Source organism: Bacillus cereus group sp. N31 (assembly GCF_016483245.1).
In the GTDB taxonomy this organism is placed as follows: Bacteria; Bacillota; Bacilli; order Bacillales; family Bacillaceae_G; genus Bacillus_A; species Bacillus_A toyonensis.
Genome location: NZ_JAEHCH010000001.1, coordinates 615,153 through 633,587, shown reverse-complemented (window position 1 = coordinate 633,587; position 18,435 = coordinate 615,153). Strand labels below are relative to the sequence as shown.

The window sequence follows — 18,435 nt, the reverse complement described above, 5'->3', positions numbered from 1 at the left end:
AAAAATGAAATATATTTACCTAAATAAATAAAAGTCCTCAAATGAGGACTTTTATTTATTTTCTTCTAGAAATTGAAACAATTCTTGTAGATGTAACGCATCTTCACTATAGCTAACAGACACATGACATATATCGTCAATCTCAGCTTGCATATAAAGATCCACTCCATCACGATCATATTTTAATGCCAAATAAAACTCCATTTCTTCTAACATCTTTTTTGAAGTTCGAATGACATAATGCCCTTTCTCATCTCTTCCATATTCAAAGTTTGGTTCAAAATCATATTTTTGTTTAAAGGCTTCCTTTTGTTTTTCATTGATTGGTATACAAGTTGCTCGCTGCACAGCATCAATCATCTCATCAAACTTTTGGAGATCCATCTCATTTACCCCCTTATATACTTTTTATATAACACTTGTGTTCCGCTATTTTCTTCTCCATCCATAATTAACTCTTCATACAATTCTTTCGCCAAGCTTAAACCTGGTACTGGTAATTGTAATTTTTCAGCCTCATCTAAAGCGATTTTCATATCTTTCATAAAATGCTTTACGTAAAACCCTGGCTCAAAGTCTCCTTTTAACATTCGAGGAGCTAAATTATTTAATGACCAACTACCTGCTGCACCTGTTGAAATACTCTCTAATACTTTATCTGGATTTAGTCCAGCCTTTTTCGCGTAAGCAACAGCTTCACATACTCCAATCATGTTGGATGCAATTGCAATTTGATTGCACATTTTCGTATGTTGTCCACTCCCAGCTGGTCCTTGTAACTGAATATTTGTTCCTAGTTTTTCAAATAACGGTAAACATCTATCATATATGTCTTTCTCTCCACCGACCATAATTGCAAGTCTTGCTTCTTTAGCACCAACATCTCCTCCAGATACTGGGGCATCTAACGTAAATACATTCTTTCTTTTACCAACTTCATTTATACGTTTTGCCAATGTTGGTGTAGATGTCGTAAAATCAATGGCTATCGTGCCTTCATTTGCATTCTCTATAATCCCTTCACTTCCAAAGTACACTTCTTCAACATCATGTGGATATCCAACCATAGTCATTACAACATCTACTTGCTTCACTAACTCTTTCGGTGTATCACACCAATTTGCACCATCTTGTACTAAAGAATCTGTCTTCGCTTTCGTTCTATTATATACATATACTTTATGACCTTCTTGCATTAAATGACGAACCATACTTTTTCCCATTACACCAATACCGATGAAACCTATTGATAAAATTTTGTTTTCCATATTCTCATCCCCTTTGTTCTAATAAATCATTTACCATCTTTCGAAACTCATTATTAAAATCATCATCCATACTATTTTTCACATTTGAAAATAAAATAACAAAAGTCCCTTTTTCTTTATTAAAATTATTGAAAGTGTTCCAACCAGATAGTACACCATGATTATGAAAATAATCTGGGTATATATAAAAACTAAATGCATATTTCCGTTCTTCTGAAGGTGAAAACATCGCTTGCATACTTTGTTCAGAAAGAAGTTTCCCATTTATAATTGCTTCGTCTAATTTCTTCATATCTCCAACTGTCGTATACATCTCGCCGCAACCGTATAACCAATCCATTGACAATTTTTGTGCAGGTTCAAGTACATTATCTTTCTTAACGTACCCTTTAGTAAAATGCTGATCTCCCGGAGCCATATTTCCCATACCAGATTCGTGCATTTCTGCTTTAATAAATATATTTTCTTTTATGTAATCTCCTAACGTTTTTTTTGATATGCTTTCTATAATATAAGCAAGCACCATATAATTATAATCTGTATATCTCCAACCTGCTCCTGGTGGAAACTCTACTTTTTGACTCCCAATCCAATTTACTAAGTTTATACGAGAAGCCGCATTCACTTTTCCTTTGCCGCTTTCCGGTAAACCCGATGTATGCGTTAATAAATGATATAAAGTGATATTTTTATCTGCTGGAAATGAAGGAATATATGTATTTACATTTTCCTGAATGTTTAATTTCCCTTGTTCTTGTAGCTGTAAAATAGATGTAGCAACTACTGTTTTCGTAATAGAACCGATACGATATTTTGTTTGAGGTGTATTTTCTATTTTATTTTGAACATCAGCATATCCATATCCTTTATTCAATATAACACGCTCTTTATCAGTCACCAAAACTGTCCCATTAAATTGCTTTCCTACTAAATATTGATCTAATTTTTGAGATATACTAGCATAATCAATTTGTCTCTCTTCTTTTTCTTCTATATTATCTTGCACTTCTGACCCAATAGCCGGGGCCACATTAGTAGTTAACACTGTTTGTTCCATTACACTGGGAGCATAGAAAGCATAGTATACTCCGCCGCAAACAACAGTACATAGTGAAGCAACTACTATTATTTTTTTTATCATATTGTTCCTCCATAATTACTTCATTGCATATGGTCTCCCTACTACTATTATCAGGCAATAAAAAAAAATCGCAACAATTAGTTGCGAAAAATCACATTTTTTCTTTTCTATATATACATACCTGATTTTTCCCATTTTTTTTCGCTTCATATAATGCAATGTCCGCTCGCTGCATTAATTCTTCTCTTGTAATTCCTTTCTCATATAACGCTACTCCAAAACTCGCTGTTAATTTCGAAATTCCAGAGAATTGTTTTGTTTCAATAAAAAAGCGCAATGATTCTGCAACTTGAAATGCTTCTTTTTCTACTGTATTTGTCACTAATATAATAAATTCTTCTCCTCCCCATCTTGCAAATACATGTTGTTGCTCTACTTTAGACTTCATAAGTTCTGCAAGTTGTATTAATGCTAAGTCTCCAAAATCATGACCATATGTGTCATTTACTGTTTTAAAATTATCTATATCAAATAATATAATTGCCATTTTTTCATCGTTACGTATTACATTATCCCACTCTACCTCTAATATTTGTTGGAACTTCAAACGATTATAAATCTCTGTCAATGAATCTATCATGGCAAGTCTTTCTTGTTCTTGATAGATTTCATCTAATTCTGTAATCTCTGTACACTTTACAATAAATCTCGATAAATCTTCTGGTAACGGCGTCGCACGTAATAAAAAAGTTGATACAATTCCTTCATAATTAGACATCTTAATTCTTCTATCATATGATAATGTATCATCTAACCATGTTATATCATGAGTCGTCGAATAATATCCATTTTCTCTAATAAAATGTTCGGCAAACACTAAATGTTGCGCACGATAATCAAACAAATTTTCATATCCAAAAAACTCTAAAAAATTCGTATTACAATCAACAATCTCATCATCTTCTACTATAAATAATAGATCATTGTGAAAATCAAACATCATCTGCAGTAGTTCTTGTTGCAAACTTACTTGCCGCACTAAAGAAAGTTGATACAAACTTTTATTTACTTCTTCTAAAACTACTTGTGGAGTTACTGGTGCTATCACAATATTACGTATTCCTAACGTAAGCACCTCTGTAAACTCATTTGTTATTTGTTGATCCCAAATGACAATGAATGTACTATGTGGATTATACATATTCTTTATATATTTTATTTGAGAAAAATCTGTTACATACATAATTACAATATGCGGTTTAGTCTTATGAAGCAATAGTTCTCCTTCTTCAAAACTATTTGCTATAAACATGCATTTGGGATGAATATTTTCAATCGTTTGTTGATGTGTGCATCCATTTTCTATATAAAGGACATTTAACTTAAGATCTTGTAGTACATTTTGGAAAACCGTATTCTCTAATAAAAAATGTAGTATGTTCATCACTAGTCTTCACTCACTTCATATATCTTGTTCTACAGAATTCCTCACAAACGTTTTATAAATAGCTATTCCCAAAAACTTTAATGCGTGAGGGATACATAGCAACAAGCTAATTGAGAATGTAATCTTCGCTTTTTCACTCTATAAATTCCTTTTTTAGTGTATGATTATAGGAATTGTATCGTTTGTATGAATGCCCTAGCTTACTCTTTAAAACTTGACAATTAAAATAAAGATATTATATTCTTAAACTCGACAACTTACAAAATGTAAGTAGAAGATATTACATTTATTTTTAAATAATTTGATATGTAATTTGGAGGATATATAATGACAAACGATAACTTTTTTAACGTTCTATATGAACGCACGTCTACACGTGCATTCAACCCAGACAAAGAAATTTCATCGACAGAATTACATGAAATTTTAAAAGCAGCTGCACAAGCACCTTCTGCTTGGAACCTGCAACACTGGAAATTCCTTGTTTTCCAAGGAGAAGATGTACAAAAACGATTACATCCAATTGCTTATAACCAACAACAAATTCTCGATGCTTCTGCAGTAGTCGCTGTTTTAGGTGATTTAGAAGCTTATAAAAATGTTGCACCCGTTTATGGTCCAATTGTTGAACAGGGCTTTATGAAAGAAGAAGCAAAAGAGCGTTTAGCTAAAAATATTGAATCTGCATATACTCGTGAACAATTCCCAAGAGATGCTGCTTTTTCAAATGCATCTTTAGCAGCAATGCAACTTATGCTTGCAGCTAAAGCAACTGGCTGGGACACTTGCGCTATCGGTGGTTTCAATCCACAAGCACTTACAGAAGAATTCAATGTTTCATCTCGATACGTACCAATTATGCTTATTACAATTGGTGAATCAACTTTAAAAGGCCACCCTGCACCACGAATGAGCGTAGAGCAAGTGAGTGAATGGGCAAAATAGTAAAAACGAAGGTAATTTCATTACCTTCGTTTTTTTATACTCTGTCACACATCCGTAATATTACAATGTGTTATTCGACATCTACAGATAGATAAACAGTACAGTTTAAGTTAATTCCGTAAACGAATATGACGTTTTATGTCGAAATTTGTTAAAGTATCGAAATATAACCGTGTGTTTTTGTTACAATTATGATACAATGATAACAAATAGATAACAAGAGAGGGATTTTCATTGAGTTCATACGGAAGCTTTATCGCACTTTTAAGTTACATAGTAACTGTACTACTTCTATATTTTATTGGCGATGCTGCAAACATATCAGTGTTACAATTCCCAAAAGAAGAAGCGTTCCAATTAGACGCAGAAAAACATACTGCACGATCCATTGCACCATTACTCTTAGCTCTCCCAGTATATATCATTGTTTTATATAAAAGTAAAAAAGTGTAAAGCCTACCTATTTCATTCATTTTGGTGGTCTTTACACTTTTTTGTGATATTTCCCCTATTTTAAACATCATTCCGTACTAAACACCCAGCTAGTCTTTTAAAATGAGAAAATACCCTAGAAAAAATTCCACGCTCTGTCCAGTCACTAACTACCGAACTTACATAGATTATAAGTGTGAAGGGGGTGATGAGGATTATGTTTGGATCATTTGGATGCTGTGATAACTTTAGAGACTGTCATCATCGTGAAAGAGAGTGTGACCATCGCGAACATCGCGAGAAAGAGAGAGAAGAAGTTAGACCACAACGAACTGCTGTATGTAACGTACTTGCTAACATTTCAGTTGGAACAGAGCTTTCTCTTTTAAGCATTAGAGGTAATGGTACTTTCAACAATGTAATTTTTGAAGGTTTCGCTAACGGTGTTGCTCTTTTCTCTGCTTTAGCTCGTAATAACAAAGACGACAAAGATAACAATAAAGACGATAAGAACAATCAAAATCGAAATACTTTTACTGGTATTTTACGTGTATGCCCAACTGATATCGTTGCAATCGCTATCTAATTCTGTCTCTTATCCTCGATAGTAAGCAAATAAGATATACTTTTCTCATAGAAAAAACCTGAGACCGATTTCAAATCGACTCAGGTTTTTTTATTGATTATATGCTTTTAACTAATTCAACAACTTCTTCAGCAGTTGACATTGTTAATGCCTTTTCTGCTAATGTTTCCATTTCTGCTTTTGACAACTTGCTTAGTTGTGTTCTTGCAGGAAGGATAGATGTTGCACTCATACTGAACTCATCTAAGCCTAATCCTAATAATAATGGGATAGCAAGTGAATCTCCCGCCATCTCACCACACATACCAGCCCATTTGCCCTCTTTATGAGCAGCATCGATAACCATTTTTACAAGACGTAAAATAGATGGGTTATATGGTTGATATAAGTAAGCTACACGTTCGTTCATACGGTCTGCAGCCATTGTGTATTGGATTAAGTCATTTGTTCCAATAGAGAAGAAATCAACTTCTTTTGCGAATTGATCTGCTAATACTGCTGAAGCTGGAATTTCAACCATCATACCCACTTCAATAGAATCAGAAACAGTTGTACCCGCTTCTACAAGTTTTGCTTTCTCTTCTAATAAAATCGCTTTCGCTTGACGGAACTCATCAAGAGTTGCAATCATTGGGAACATAATTTTTAAGTTACCGTATACGCTAGCACGAAGTAATGCACGAAGTTGTGTACGGAACACATCTTGCTCATCAAGACATAAGCGAATTGCACGGTATCCTAAGAATGGGTTCATTTCTTTTGGTAAATGTAAGTATGGAAGCTCTTTATCTCCACCGATGTCAAGTGTACGAACAACAACAGGTTGACCTTCTTTTACACCTTCAAGAACTGCTTTATACGCCTCGAACTGCTCTTCTTCTGTTGGAAGATTGTCACGGCCCATGTATAAGAATTCTGTACGGTATAAACCAACGCCTTCTCCGCCATTATCGATAATACCTTGTACATCATTTGGTGTTCCGATATTAGCAACAAGCTCAACGTGATGTCCATCGCTCGTTACAGTAGCTTGGTCTTTTAATTTTGCCCATATTGCTTTTTGCTCTTCAAATTTCGCTTTCTTTTCTTCAAAAGAACGAAGAGTTTCTTCCGATGGGTTTACAATTACTTCTCCATCTAAACCGTCAATGATTACGATATCGCCATCTTGGATTTTCTCCATAACAACTTTCGTACCAACAACTGCAGGAATTTCCATAGAACGAGCCATAATTGCAGAGTGAGATGTACGTCCACCGATATCAGTCGTGAAACCTTTTGCATACTTACGGTTTAACTGAGCTGTATCAGATGGTGTTAAATCTTCAGCAATAATGATTACTTCTTCAGAAATTGTACCAGGGTTTGAGAAGTTAATTCCTAGTAAATGTGCAAGAACGCGTTTTGTTACGTCACGAATGTCCGCAGCACGTTCTTTCATATATTCGTTATCCATGTTTTCAAACATAGAAATAAACATTGATGCAACTTCATCCATTGCAAATTCAGCATTTACTTTTTCGCTATTTACTTTATCTTTTACCGGGTTTACTAGTTCTGGATCATTTAATACTAATAAATGTGCTTCAAAGATCGCAGCTTTATCAGCACCCAGCTCAGCAAAAGCGTGGTCCTTAATTGCTTCTAATTCAGTTTTTGCTTTCTCAAGCGCAGCGTCTAAGCGTGCAATTTCAGCAGCTTCGTTTGTAATTGATTTCTTTTCAATGTTAAATTCAGGATTCTCAAGTCTGAAAGCCTTTGCAATAGCAATCCCACTTGATGCAGCGATCCCTTGAATATTAAGAGTCATTATTCTCCTAATCCTTCGTTTTTCATAGTTTCTTCGATAGCTGCTAGTGCTTGAGCTGCATCATCACCATTTGCAGTGATTTTAATTTCTGCGTTTTGTTGAATGCCTAAAGACATAACGCCCATGATTGATTTTAAGTTAACGTTTTTTCCGTTATACTCTAAGTTAATGTCAGAACCAAATTTGCTTGCAGTGTTTACAAGTAGAGTTGCTGGACGTGCATGAATTCCTGAGTCGCTAGTTACTTTAAAGATTTTTTCCATGATAATTTATCTCCTTTAAATTACAGTTTTTTTTAGTTGTATAGACGTGAGTACTACATCATCTATTGTATATAATAGGCGATGTTCGGTCAACCACATCGCCTATTATAATTATAAACATTTTGCGTCAAATTCCTACTGAATGTCAATAATAGCGTTTTCGCCCTTCTTAACATTTCCATCTTTTTTCAATTCGACTTGTTGCCCTTGTTGTAAATTTGTAAATACAATTGGCGTAATAATAGATGGTGCATTTTCTTTTACGAATGCAAGATCTACTTTTAATAATGGTTGTCCTTGTTTCACTTTGTCGCCTTGCGCTACAAGTGCCTCAAATCCTTCACCATTTAATTTTACAGTATCAATACCAAAGTGAATTAATATCTCTTTTCCACCCTCAGATTGAATACCAATCGCATGCTTTGTAGGGAATACATTGACGATCTCACCATTAACTGGAGAAACTACTGTTCCTTCTGTTGGCTCGATTGCAAATCCGTCTCCCATCATTTTTCCTGAGAATACTTGATCAGGTACTTCTGTAATCGGTAAGATTTTCCCTTCAATTGGTGATACGATTGTTTCATTTTCATCAACTTTTTGAGGAGTTTCTTCTACCTTTACAGGCTCTTCTTTTTCAACATGAGGTGTACGACCTGACATAATATCATGAATTTGTGATTTTAATGTGTCAGATTTTGGTCCGAAAATAGCTTGAATGTTATTTCCAACTTCAAGTACACCAGCCGCTCCAAGTTCTTTTAAGCGGTCTTTGTTTACATTCTTTTGTTCGTTAACTTGAACACGTAAACGAGTAATACAAGCATCTAAAGAAGCAATGTTTTCTTTACCACCAAGTGCTACTAATACTTCTCGAGGAAGTTCACCTGCTTCTGTTTTTCCTGCGCCGTCATTCGCATTTGCTACTTCACGACCAGGTGTTTTTAAATTCCATTTACGGATTGCAAAGCGGAATCCGAAGTAGTAAATAACTGCTAGTACAAGACCAACAATAATTACCCACCACCATGCTGTACGGCCTGGTAATACACCGAATAACATAAAGTCGATTAAACCACCAGAGAATGTCATACCAATTTTAACACCTAAAATTTGCATTGTCATAAATGATAGACCAGCAAATACAGCGTGAATTCCGAATAATACTGGTGCTACGAATAAGAATGAAAATTCAAGTGGTTCTGTAATACCTGTTAAGAAAGATGTTAATGCAGCAGAACCTAAAATACCAGCTGCTAATTTTTTATTTTCTGGACGTGCTTCATGGTACATTGCTAAAGCTGCTGCTGGAAGACCAAACATCATGAACGGATACTTACCAGTTGTAAATGTACCTGCTGTTAATTCTACACCATCTTTTAACTGTGCCATAAAGATTTTTTGGTCACCGCGGATTAATTCGCCAGCTGCATTTGTGTACTGACCAAATTCGAACCAGAACGGTGAATAGAAAATGTGATGTAATCCAAATGGAATTAATGAACGTTCAATTAAACCAAAAATAAATGCTGCTAACGTTCTATTCGCATCAATCATTTGATGTGAGAACGTATTTAAGCCACCTTGAATGTATGGCCAAATGAAGCACATGATAATACCTACTACTAAAGAGAATGTTGCAGTTGCGATCGGTACGAAACGCTTACCTGCAAAGAAACCTAGGTATGAAGGTAATTCAATATTGAAGTATTTATTATAGCAATATGCCGCTACTATACCGACGATAATACCACCAAATACTCCTGTTTGTAGCGTTGGAATTCCTAATACATTCGCATATGCTGGATCTGCAAATCCAATTTTCACTGGGTCTGCTCCAGAACTTGTTACTTTTACTAACTTATCTACTTCTAAGAACACACTCATCGTTTTGTTCATAATTAGGTAGCCAACGAATGCTGCTAAACCAGCTACTCCGTCTCCACCTGCTAAACCAATTGCTACCCCAACTGCGAATAATAATGCAAGGTTAGCGAAAATAATATCACCAGATTGTTCCATAATTTTTGCAACCATTACGAACCAATCTGCTTTTAAAGCAGGAATAACATTTGTTAACTGTGGATTTTGAAATGCATTACCAAATCCAAGTAAAATACCTGCTGCCGGTAAAATCGCTACTGGAAGCATTAACGCTTTCCCGACTTTTTGAAGAACACCAAAGATCTTCTTAAACATGGAAACCCTTCCTCTCTTATCTATATTGATACCTTCCGACAAACGCCAAAAAGGCATGAGGAAAAAAAGATAGAACGATAGCTATACAAAGGGTAGTATATCCCTTTCTCTAGCTTACATTCCTGGCTTTTCTCCACTCATGCCTGATCGAATCAGTAACACGTGTCAAAAATAGGTTTACGTATAAGTTCACTATAATTAAGGCAAACGTTTTCGTTACTTACCTTAATGTGTTTGTCGAAATTTGTATAACTTTGCAATAGTTATTATACATAACTATTGTAAGCGATTCAATGATTTTTTTTAACGTTTTCATTTTAGACAAAAATATATGTCTTTTTACACATGCTCCGCTTTCACTAATCGTTGCAAGTGCATTGTTAAATAAATACTTTCAGCTTCATATACAGGCAATTGCAATTCTTTTTGCATGACCTTAACCAGCTTCCAGGCTAAATTATAACAGACGGGATATTCTGCCTTTAATAAATCAGCAAAGCTTTGTGATTCCTCAACTTTTTCTCCCTTTTTCACCCGTTCAATAGCATATTGTAAATGACGAATAAGGCGCAAATAGTGAATACTTTCTTGGTCTAATGTAATTTGTAAGCTTGTTTCAATTAAAGATACAAGTTGTGCAATGAGACGGGAGTTTTGATTAACTGAAGATAAATCTGAATTTGTAAGTGAACTGTAAATATGGAGTGCAATAAAACCAATTTCTCCTTCTGGCAATGTAATTTGCAAACGAGAATTTAAAAGGTCTACAACACCTTCAGCAATTTCGTATTCTTCTGGATACAGCATTTTCGTTTCAACCAGAAAAGGATTATCTATTGTAAGTCCTTGTTTTAACCGCTTAACTGCAAAAGAAATATGATCTGTTAAAGCGATGTGAATATGTTCATTTAATGGCGATTTTGCCTTTTCTTGAATGTAGAACATAATGTCATTCATTAATTCAATTAATTTTTCACTCACATGCGGCACTAACAGTTTGTATTGTTCTCGATCACGTTCATTTTTTAAAACAAACATTTTTTCAATTTGTTCTTGCTCCAATACATCTTTCGCTTTTTTTCCAAATCCAATTCCTTTACCAATCACTACTACTTCCTCGTGTTCAGGATGGCTAGCAATGATGACATTATTATTTAAAACTTTTTTAATTTCTAGATAATTACTCATATAACACCACCCTCGTACTTAAATAGCCTGCTTTTATGTTACAGAATATTCTTCTTTGTCGTCAATGTAAAACATCTACCATTTAATAAAAATTCATTTTTTAGACATGTTTATATATGATGCGTATAATGTAAGGGCAACTGTACATAGAAAGGAGATTGCAACATGATTAAAATGTTTGTAAGTGATATTGATGGAACAATGATGCAACACGGAGGTTTTATCGACGAACAAGATATTATCGCTTTGCGCAGCTTAGCTGAACAAAATGTAATTCTTTGTTTCGCTTCTGGAAGACTTGATAATGAAATTGCAGACTTAATGAGAGCGGTTAATACAAATTTCCATCGCATTAGTGTAAATGGTGTTTTTGTATATACACATGAAAATAAGAAGCTATTATCTGCAACTTTCGATTCCAGCATTCTTCCAGATTTGTTAGCTATGACAAATGAAGACCCTTATTTCCGTTATGTAAGTGATGAACATAACTACTACATTGAAGAAAAAACACCGTTTATTCATGAACTTGAACAACAAGTAACGATGACTTCTGTTGAAGAACCTAATCTATTACAGAAAATTGATGATACAATTTTTCCAAATAAAATTTCTGTCGGTGGAACGAAGGAAAGCTTACAACTCCTTCAGAAAAAAATTGATGAAAAATTTCATGGGAAAGTTAGCACCTTCATTTCAGCAGAACAATGTTTAGATGTAATGCCACCTAATATTAGTAAAGGTTCTGCTATTTCTATTTTATTAAAAGAATTTCAAATACAACCAGAGGAAATTGCTTGCATAGGGGATTCTTATAATGATATTCCAATGTTCTCTTTAACCCCTCACAGTTTTGCTATGTCTCAAGCAGATGACGCAGTAAAAGAGCACGCTCACTATGTAGTAAATACGGTTAAAGATGCTGTTATCCACGTAATTACTCATAATAAAAATACGACTCACTCCTTATAAGGATGAGTCGTATTTTTATTTCTTTACATGTTAAACACTTTAAAATTTACTGTACTTTACAAACTGAAATATATTATTTGTTACGTGCGATGTTTGTAATAAATTTATAACGATCCCCACGATAAATACATTTCACATACTCTAACGGTATCTCACCTTCTGAATATGACCATTGGCGCATTACAAGCACAGGCGCCTTTTTAGGAATATGCAGATGTTCAGCTTCATTATCCGTTGCAATGGAAGCTTCAATTGATTGAGTAGCGCTAACAAGCTTAAAGCCCAGTTTTTTCTCTAAATGTTCATATAAAGATTGTTGCAATATTTCTTCGTTAATATCTTTTACAAGAGCTGGCGACAAATATGTCGTCTCAAAAGCAATCGGTTCATCATCAGCTAAGCGAATACGCCTCACTTCATAAACCGACTCCCCCTCCTGTATTCTCAACCGGTCTGCTATTTTCGCAGTAGCTGGAACTAGGCGGAAACTAAGTAATTGACTACTTGGGTTCATCCCGCGAGAAATCATATCTTCTGTGAATCCCGTCATTCCTTGCAATTTTTGTTCCACTTTCGGAAGTTGGACAAACGTTCCAATTCCACGTTTCCGATATAAATAGCCTTGTTCCACTAAATTATTAATCGCCTGTCTGATTGTCATACGACTCACTTCGAACTTATCACAAAGTTCATTCTCAGATGGGATTTTGTCTCCCGGCTTCCATTCGCCGTCCTCAATTAGCTGTTTCACCCACTCTTGAATCTGATAATAGATCGGAAATGGTGAATACTTGTCGATGTTCATCAGCAATCGCCTCACTGCATAAAGATAGAGCTTCTTGATCAGCGATTACGGTTACATTCGGATGACGTTGTAAAACTGTAGCAGGACACGCTTCACTATATTCACCTTGCAATAACTCATTAAGTGCTTCTGCCTTTTTAGGCCCCATAGCAACAAGTAGAATTTGTTTTGCTTTCATAATGCTTCCAATTCCCATTGTAATCGCATGAGTTGGCACATCATCTTCTTTTTCGAAGAAACGAAGGTTTGCTTGGCGTGTAGATTCTGTTAATTCAACAATGTTAGTTGGAGAATTAAATGCTGTTCCTGGCTCGTTAAATCCGATGTGACCGTTTTCACCGATTCCAAGAATCTGTAGGTCAACTGGGTTAGCAGCTAGAATGCTCTCGTAACGTGTGCACTCTTCCTCTAAATCACTTGCCATCCCGTTTGGTACATAAGTTTGTTTAAATGGAAGATAATCAAACAACTGTTCTTGCATGAAATAGTGATAGCTGTTTTTATCTTCGTGTGGTAAATTTACGTACTCATCTAAGTTTACAGTGGTTGCATGACTTGTATCAAGTTTATTTTTTCGCATTTCTGCATAAATACCTAATGGAGAGCTTCCTGTAGCCATTCCTAATGTTGGATTTTCTTTTGATTTTACAACTTCTTCAATTAATTTATAACCTGCTTCTGCTAATTCTTCTGGAGTTTTTACAACAAGAATATTCATTTAATTACTTCCCTTCCTTCATATGAATTCCTAAACGAACGGTATCATATACATGTAAATTTTCAGTCATCACAACAAAGTCTGCATCTTTCCCTACCGCTAACGCACCTTTATTATTTAATCCAAACTCTTCTGCCTGGTTAACTGATGTCATACGTACTGCGTCTTCGATTGAACATCCTGTAAATTCAATTACATTTCGGAAAGCTTGATCCATTTTTAGAATACTACCAGCTAACGTTCCATCTTCTAATCGAGCACTACCATCTTTTACATGTACTGGCTGTCCGCCAAGTTCATATAATCCATCTTCAAGACCTTTTGCTCGCATTGCGTCAGTAATGACACTTACTTTTTTCGGTCCTTTTAATTTATATGCTAATTTCACCATATCAGGGTGAATATGAATGCCATCTGTAATTACTTCAACCATTACATCTGGATTTAATAACACATGACCAACAACTCCTGGTTCACGGTGATGTAATCCACGCATTTGATTGTACAAATGTGTTGCATGTGTAATGTTTCTATTTTTTAGTTGCGCATCAATTGCATCTGTATGCCCCATTGTGCCAACAACACCAGTTTCAGCAAGATACTGTTCAAACTCTAATGCTCCTTCTTCCTCTGGTGCATATGTTACTAACTTAATTAAATTTCCGCTTGCTTCCTGCCATTGTTTAAACTGTTCAATATTCGCAGGAACGATATGTTCTAGTGGTTGTGCACCTGCACGTTTTTTTGAAACATACGGTCCTTCTAAATGAATATATTCGAAATGTGCTCCTTTTTCTTTCGCTTCCTTTGCAGCACTTAGTGCCGCTTCTATCGCATCTGGAGCTTGTGTCATTGTTGTCGGGAAGTAAGTTGTAACCCCTTCTTTTAACATTTCTTTACCTAGAGTTACTAATCCATCGCTATTTGCATCCATCGCATCAATATCGTATCCACCATGAATATGAACATCAATCATACCTGGAATTACAATCTTCCCTGTAGCATCAATAACAGTTTCATCTTCTTGTGGTACATATTGAGCCATCAAACCAATTTCTTTAATTGTTTCTGCGTAACGAATAAATCCGTTTTCCACTACTTCTTGACCTGTGTAAATTTTGGCATTGATGACAATTTGCGTTTTCATTTTCATCGACCCTTTCCCATAAACTTTCCTACTTGTTCTTATTACCTTATTCGCCTAATTCCATCTTAATATACGCACGAGTAGTTGTCTATACATTCTAATGAAATTTCCATTTTGTTTAACGAAACATATATTATAATTACGTCTCTCGTAATTATAATATATGTTATTCATTTTTTCCAAAAAGGGACGGTCTCCATCTCTAATGTATGAATTACTTCAATAATGGCATGAATCCACTAGACCCTATCATAATATGTTCCCCATCTGTATTCACTTCTACAGTGCGTTTATTTGTTCCATATATCATTATACCGTGCCGTTTCAATCTCCTTACTACACTTTGGTGAGGATGGCCATACGGATTGCTACTCCCATACGAAAGAATAGCGAACTGTGGTTCTACTTTTTTTATAAACGTTTCACTTGTTGAAGTATATGAGCCATGATGCCCAACTTTTAATATATCTGCATGTACATCAAATTGCTTTAATATCTCATGTTCCGTCCGTACATCAGCATCGCCCATCAATAAAAAGTCAGCCTTTCCATATCGAACCTTTAAAACAATTGAGGATTCATTATTTTCATCTTTCGATTTCCCATTGTTTAATACCTGTATAGAAACATGTGGATCTAGCGGTATATATTGTCCTTCCTTTACCGAAACAAAAGGTATTCCCCTTTTCTTAATATTATTTCGATACGTATGATATGTAAAAGAGCTATATGTTTTTCCACTATCTAGTATAAGTGAGACCGGCATTTGCTCTACAATCGGAATTAGTCCACCAATATGATCCATATCAGGATGCGTACTGACAATAACATCTAAATGGTTTATCCCTTTTTCGATTAGTTTTTGAATAATAACCTCTCCTGCTTCATAAGGTCCTCCATCAATTAACATTGTTTGTCCATTTGGCAATACAATAAGTGTTGCATCACCTTGTCCAACTTTTAAAAAGTTCACTTGCATTTTACTAAGATGTTGCCGCTGCATATGTAAAGGAGACGTAGCATGAATAGACATCATATATCTTTTAGCCGAGGTACTATTTAAAGAAAAACATAATAAAACAGAAATTAACAACAAAATACTTCGTATACCCTTCATAACTCGTCTCCTTTTTTTCACTTAGTATGGCACGGGATATAATTGATATACAAAAAAAGCTTAGCAAAATGCTAAGCTTTTATTTTGATATTTCTTGTAAAGAACCGAAGAATAAATCTGCTTCATTCATTTGTTCACTCTCTTCAGAAAGTAGCGGTAAATCATCTAATGTTTTCAATCCAAATGTGTCCAAAAATTCTTTTGTCGTTCCATATAAAATGGGACGCCCTGGACCTTCTGCTCGGCCAGTTTCTTTTATAAGTAAGTGTGAAACTAACGTTTGTAGTGCCTTGTCCGTTTTTACCCCTCGAATCTCTTCCATTTCTGTCCTTGTAATCGGTTGACGATATGCAACGATCGCTAACGTTTCAAGAGCAGCTTGAGAGAGTGAGGCAGCTGTTGGGATATCTATTAATTTCTGATAGTACGAAGCATGTTCTTTCTTTGTAGCAAAGCGATATACTTTTGCATATTGTACAATTTGCAAACCGCGATGTGCACCTTCATATTCTTTTTGCATTTCTTCTAAAATATCTATTACTTCATTCACTTCAATTTCAAGAACTTTCGCTATTTGTTCTGGATAAATCCCTTCATCACCAGAAACAAACAAAAGCCCTTCAATGATTGATTTTTGTTCTTTTCTATCCATTGTCCGAGCTCCTTCCTCCTATTTTCTCATTAAAAATACACATCAAAAAACCGAATCACAATCAATGCGTTCGGTTCAATATTTCTTTTCTTGTTCCAAACGATTCATTAAAACGTAACATGAGATAAACTGTTTCTCTATCCCATTTCCCATACAAGCTCTATGCGGATTTATTAGAACTCGATACAAAAATTTCATCAAAATTATGTTCTTGTTCTATGCTAATTTGTTGTTTTTTCATAAGCTCAAGAACCGCTAAAAATGTTACAACCATTATTTCACGTTCTTCATCAGCAAACAAATCATAAAAACTTTGACGGCCACCTTTTATTTCTAACTGTTTTAGAATATCAGCCATTCGTTGTTCAATTGGTATTTCTTGACGAGTAACTCGTGCTGTTACAGGTTTCTTTGCTTTTTTACGGCGCATTAATTTTTGAAATGCCGCTAGCATATCATATAACGTAACATCAAGAGGTAAGCTTGTCTCCTCTTCTTGTTGCAACGATGTAAAATCAATTGGCGGACGTGTATATAGCTGTGCTCTTTCTTGTTCTCTTTCTTTTAACTCAGTAGCAACTTGCTTATATTTCTTATATTCAATTAACCTCTCCATCAATTCTTGACGAGGGTCATCTATAAAGTCATCACCATTATCAAGTACATCTTCTTCATGTTTCGGCAACAACATTTTACTTTTAATTTGCAATAACGTTGCAGCCATTACTAAATACTCACTTGCAACATCTAATTGTAGTTCTTTCATCGTATGGACATAAGACAAATATTGTTCTGTAATATCCGCTACAGGAATATTATATATATCAATTTCATAACGATGTATTAAATGTAACAATAGATCTAAAGGCCCTTCAAAAGCCTCTACTTTAAAATTATACTGCACAAAGCATCCCACCACATTTTTTCTATAACAACATAAGTATAGAGCATACTCATGTTCTATCCAACCTTTTTAAGAAATTTAATTAAAAATAGACCTATGCCTATGTCATCATGCCCACAGCTTCATATGATAACAGTGTAGTAAGAACAATGTAGGAGGTCAAAAAACTATGGGTCACGTTGATTGCGGTTTTAGCGGTGGGTTCGCATTACTTGTTGTACTGTTTATTTTACTAATTATTGTAGGGGCAGCTTGCTTCTGCTAATATGAACAATAAACGACTAGGGAAAATCCCTAGTCGTTTATTGTTCATATTTCTATGATACACTTGTATTTATAACCGTTAGATAGGGGCGAAAAATATGTATCCTACCGAATACATACAATTTTTAATTCATTTTCACGGAGACTATGACTATTTTGAATGTCACGAAATATTGGAAGAGTATTGGAAAACCAAACCGAGAGGAAATCGTGATGATTACTTAGTCGGTCTCATTCAAGTGGCAGTTTCTTTATACCACCAAAGACGCACTAACTGGAATGGCGCCACAAAGATGATGAAAAGTGCAATCACAATTTTAGAAAAAAACAGTGCACTTTTACAACGTTTAGGAATCAATCAAGCGCAACTTCTACCCTTACTCAATGAAAGAGTGCAATCTATACAAAAAAAAGAAAGTTTTGTACCGTTATTTTTACCATTATCGGACACATCATTGGAAAAGAAATGTATGCAGTTATGTCAGAAACAAAACCTTCCGTGGAAAGATATGAACGCTACTCCTAGTGAATATATCCTACACAAGCACACATTACGTGATCGAACAGAAGTCATCACTGAACGCAAAGAACAATTACAAAAAAGAAAGCAGAGATAATAAACTACTTATCCCTGCTT

At 35.0% G+C, this 18,435-nt stretch carries 20 protein-coding genes; 6 read left to right on the top strand and 14 right to left on the bottom strand.

Annotated elements, in window-relative coordinates; genetic code table 11:
* Window positions 1–51: 51 nt before the first annotated feature.
* The 4 genes from JDS81_RS03445 to JDS81_RS03430 form a co-directional block, all read right to left on the bottom strand.
* The gene (locus JDS81_RS03445; protein ID WP_097953025.1) at window positions 52–384 is read right to left on the bottom strand and encodes a DUF3909 family protein; all 333 of its coding nucleotides are present in this window, start codon (window positions 382–384) and stop codon (window positions 52–54) included.
* Between the two features lie 5 nt (window positions 385–389).
* Window positions 390–1,268: an NAD(P)-dependent oxidoreductase gene (locus JDS81_RS03440; protein ID WP_000428222.1), complete on the bottom strand. Its 879-nt coding sequence runs from the start codon at window positions 1,266–1,268 to the stop codon at window positions 390–392.
* Between the two features lie 4 nt (window positions 1,269–1,272).
* Window positions 1,273–2,409, bottom strand: a complete 1,137-nt coding sequence (locus JDS81_RS03435; protein ID WP_000591854.1) for a serine hydrolase domain-containing protein — start codon at window positions 2,407–2,409, stop codon at window positions 1,273–1,275.
* A 91-nt stretch (window positions 2,410–2,500) separates the two neighbouring features.
* Window positions 2,501–3,793 carry a GGDEF domain-containing protein gene (locus JDS81_RS03430; RefSeq protein WP_142316302.1) on the bottom strand — a complete coding sequence of 431 codons (1,293 nt, stop codon included), beginning with the start codon at window positions 3,791–3,793 and terminating at the stop codon, window positions 2,501–2,503.
* A gap of 330 nt (window positions 3,794–4,123) precedes the next feature.
* Between JDS81_RS03430 and JDS81_RS03425 the strand changes: the two genes are divergently transcribed.
* The 3 genes from JDS81_RS03425 (at window position 4,124) to JDS81_RS03415 (ending at window position 5,759) form a co-directional block, all read left to right on the top strand.
* Entirely contained in the window at window positions 4,124–4,741 is a 618-nt protein-coding gene (locus JDS81_RS03425) for a nitroreductase family protein (protein WP_000180373.1), read from the top strand.
* Window positions 4,742–4,975: 234 nt separating this feature from the next.
* Window positions 4,976–5,194 (top strand): hypothetical protein, encoded by a 219-nt coding sequence (locus tag JDS81_RS03420; RefSeq protein ID WP_000100489.1) that lies wholly within the window; start codon window positions 4,976–4,978, stop codon window positions 5,192–5,194.
* Between the two features lie 196 nt (window positions 5,195–5,390).
* The gene (locus JDS81_RS03415; RefSeq protein ID WP_097953023.1) at window positions 5,391–5,759 is read left to right on the top strand and encodes a DUF3915 domain-containing protein; all 369 of its coding nucleotides are present in this window, start codon (window positions 5,391–5,393) and stop codon (window positions 5,757–5,759) included.
* A gap of 97 nt (window positions 5,760–5,856) precedes the next feature.
* Here the strand turns inward: JDS81_RS03415 and ptsP are convergent, their stop codons facing one another.
* The 4 genes from ptsP to glcT form a co-directional block, all read right to left on the bottom strand.
* Window positions 5,857–7,569, bottom strand: a complete 1,713-nt coding sequence (gene ptsP, locus JDS81_RS03410) for a phosphoenolpyruvate--protein phosphotransferase (protein WP_097953022.1) — start codon at window positions 7,567–7,569, stop codon at window positions 5,857–5,859.
* The gene (gene ptsH / locus JDS81_RS03405; protein WP_000411080.1) at window positions 7,569–7,832 is read right to left on the bottom strand and encodes a phosphocarrier protein HPr; all 264 of its coding nucleotides are present in this window, start codon (window positions 7,830–7,832) and stop codon (window positions 7,569–7,571) included. The genes ptsP and ptsH overlap by 1 nt, the downstream gene beginning before the upstream one ends.
* Window positions 7,833–7,967: 135 nt before the next feature.
* Entirely contained in the window at window positions 7,968–10,031 is a 2,064-nt protein-coding gene (gene ptsG / locus JDS81_RS03400; protein WP_000473187.1) for a PTS glucose transporter subunit IIABC, read from the bottom strand.
* A 339-nt stretch (window positions 10,032–10,370) separates the two neighbouring features.
* Window positions 10,371–11,219 (bottom strand): glucose PTS transporter transcription antiterminator GlcT, encoded by an 849-nt coding sequence (gene glcT / locus JDS81_RS03395; RefSeq protein WP_000073868.1) that lies wholly within the window; start codon window positions 11,217–11,219, stop codon window positions 10,371–10,373.
* 165 nt (window positions 11,220–11,384) lie between these two features.
* Here glcT and JDS81_RS03390 point away from each other — a divergent pair, with 165 nt between their 5' ends.
* Entirely contained in the window at window positions 11,385–12,191 is an 807-nt protein-coding gene (locus JDS81_RS03390; RefSeq protein ID WP_097953021.1) for an HAD family hydrolase, read from the top strand.
* A 73-nt stretch (window positions 12,192–12,264) separates the two neighbouring features.
* On the opposite strand, the gene phnF is transcribed toward JDS81_RS03390, so the two are convergent.
* The 6 genes from phnF to scpA form a co-directional block, all read right to left on the bottom strand.
* On the bottom strand, window positions 12,265–12,996 hold the full coding sequence (gene phnF, locus JDS81_RS03385) for a phosphonate metabolism transcriptional regulator PhnF (protein ID WP_073990542.1): 732 nt from the start codon (window positions 12,994–12,996) through the stop codon (window positions 12,265–12,267).
* Window positions 12,926–13,714, bottom strand: a complete 789-nt coding sequence (nagB, locus tag JDS81_RS03380; protein ID WP_097953020.1) for a glucosamine-6-phosphate deaminase — start codon at window positions 13,712–13,714, stop codon at window positions 12,926–12,928. The genes phnF and nagB overlap by 71 nt, the downstream gene beginning before the upstream one ends.
* 4 nt (window positions 13,715–13,718) lie before the next feature.
* Window positions 13,719–14,861 (bottom strand): N-acetylglucosamine-6-phosphate deacetylase, encoded by a 1,143-nt coding sequence (gene nagA / locus JDS81_RS03375; protein ID WP_097953019.1) that lies wholly within the window; start codon window positions 14,859–14,861, stop codon window positions 13,719–13,721.
* 214 nt (window positions 14,862–15,075) lie between these two features.
* The gene (locus JDS81_RS03370; RefSeq protein ID WP_000676376.1) at window positions 15,076–15,978 is read right to left on the bottom strand and encodes a ComEC/Rec2 family competence protein; all 903 of its coding nucleotides are present in this window, start codon (window positions 15,976–15,978) and stop codon (window positions 15,076–15,078) included.
* Between the two features lie 79 nt (window positions 15,979–16,057).
* Window positions 16,058–16,630, bottom strand: coding sequence for a segregation/condensation protein ScpB (scpB, locus tag JDS81_RS03365; RefSeq protein ID WP_000375175.1), 573 nt, complete (start codon window positions 16,628–16,630; stop codon window positions 16,058–16,060).
* 160 nt (window positions 16,631–16,790) lie between these two features.
* The gene (gene scpA, locus JDS81_RS03360) at window positions 16,791–17,534 is read right to left on the bottom strand and encodes a segregation/condensation protein A (protein ID WP_001199749.1); all 744 of its coding nucleotides are present in this window, start codon (window positions 17,532–17,534) and stop codon (window positions 16,791–16,793) included.
* Window positions 17,535–17,703: 169 nt separating this feature from the next.
* Between scpA and JDS81_RS03355 the strand changes: the two genes are divergently transcribed.
* Window positions 17,704–17,799: a YjcZ family sporulation protein gene (locus JDS81_RS03355; RefSeq protein ID WP_000510194.1), complete on the top strand. Its 96-nt coding sequence runs from the start codon at window positions 17,704–17,706 to the stop codon at window positions 17,797–17,799.
* Between the two features lie 97 nt (window positions 17,800–17,896).
* Window positions 17,897–18,415, top strand: a complete 519-nt coding sequence (locus tag JDS81_RS03350) for a DUF309 domain-containing protein (protein WP_000283583.1) — start codon at window positions 17,897–17,899, stop codon at window positions 18,413–18,415.
* Window positions 18,416–18,435: the final 20 nt, after the last annotated feature.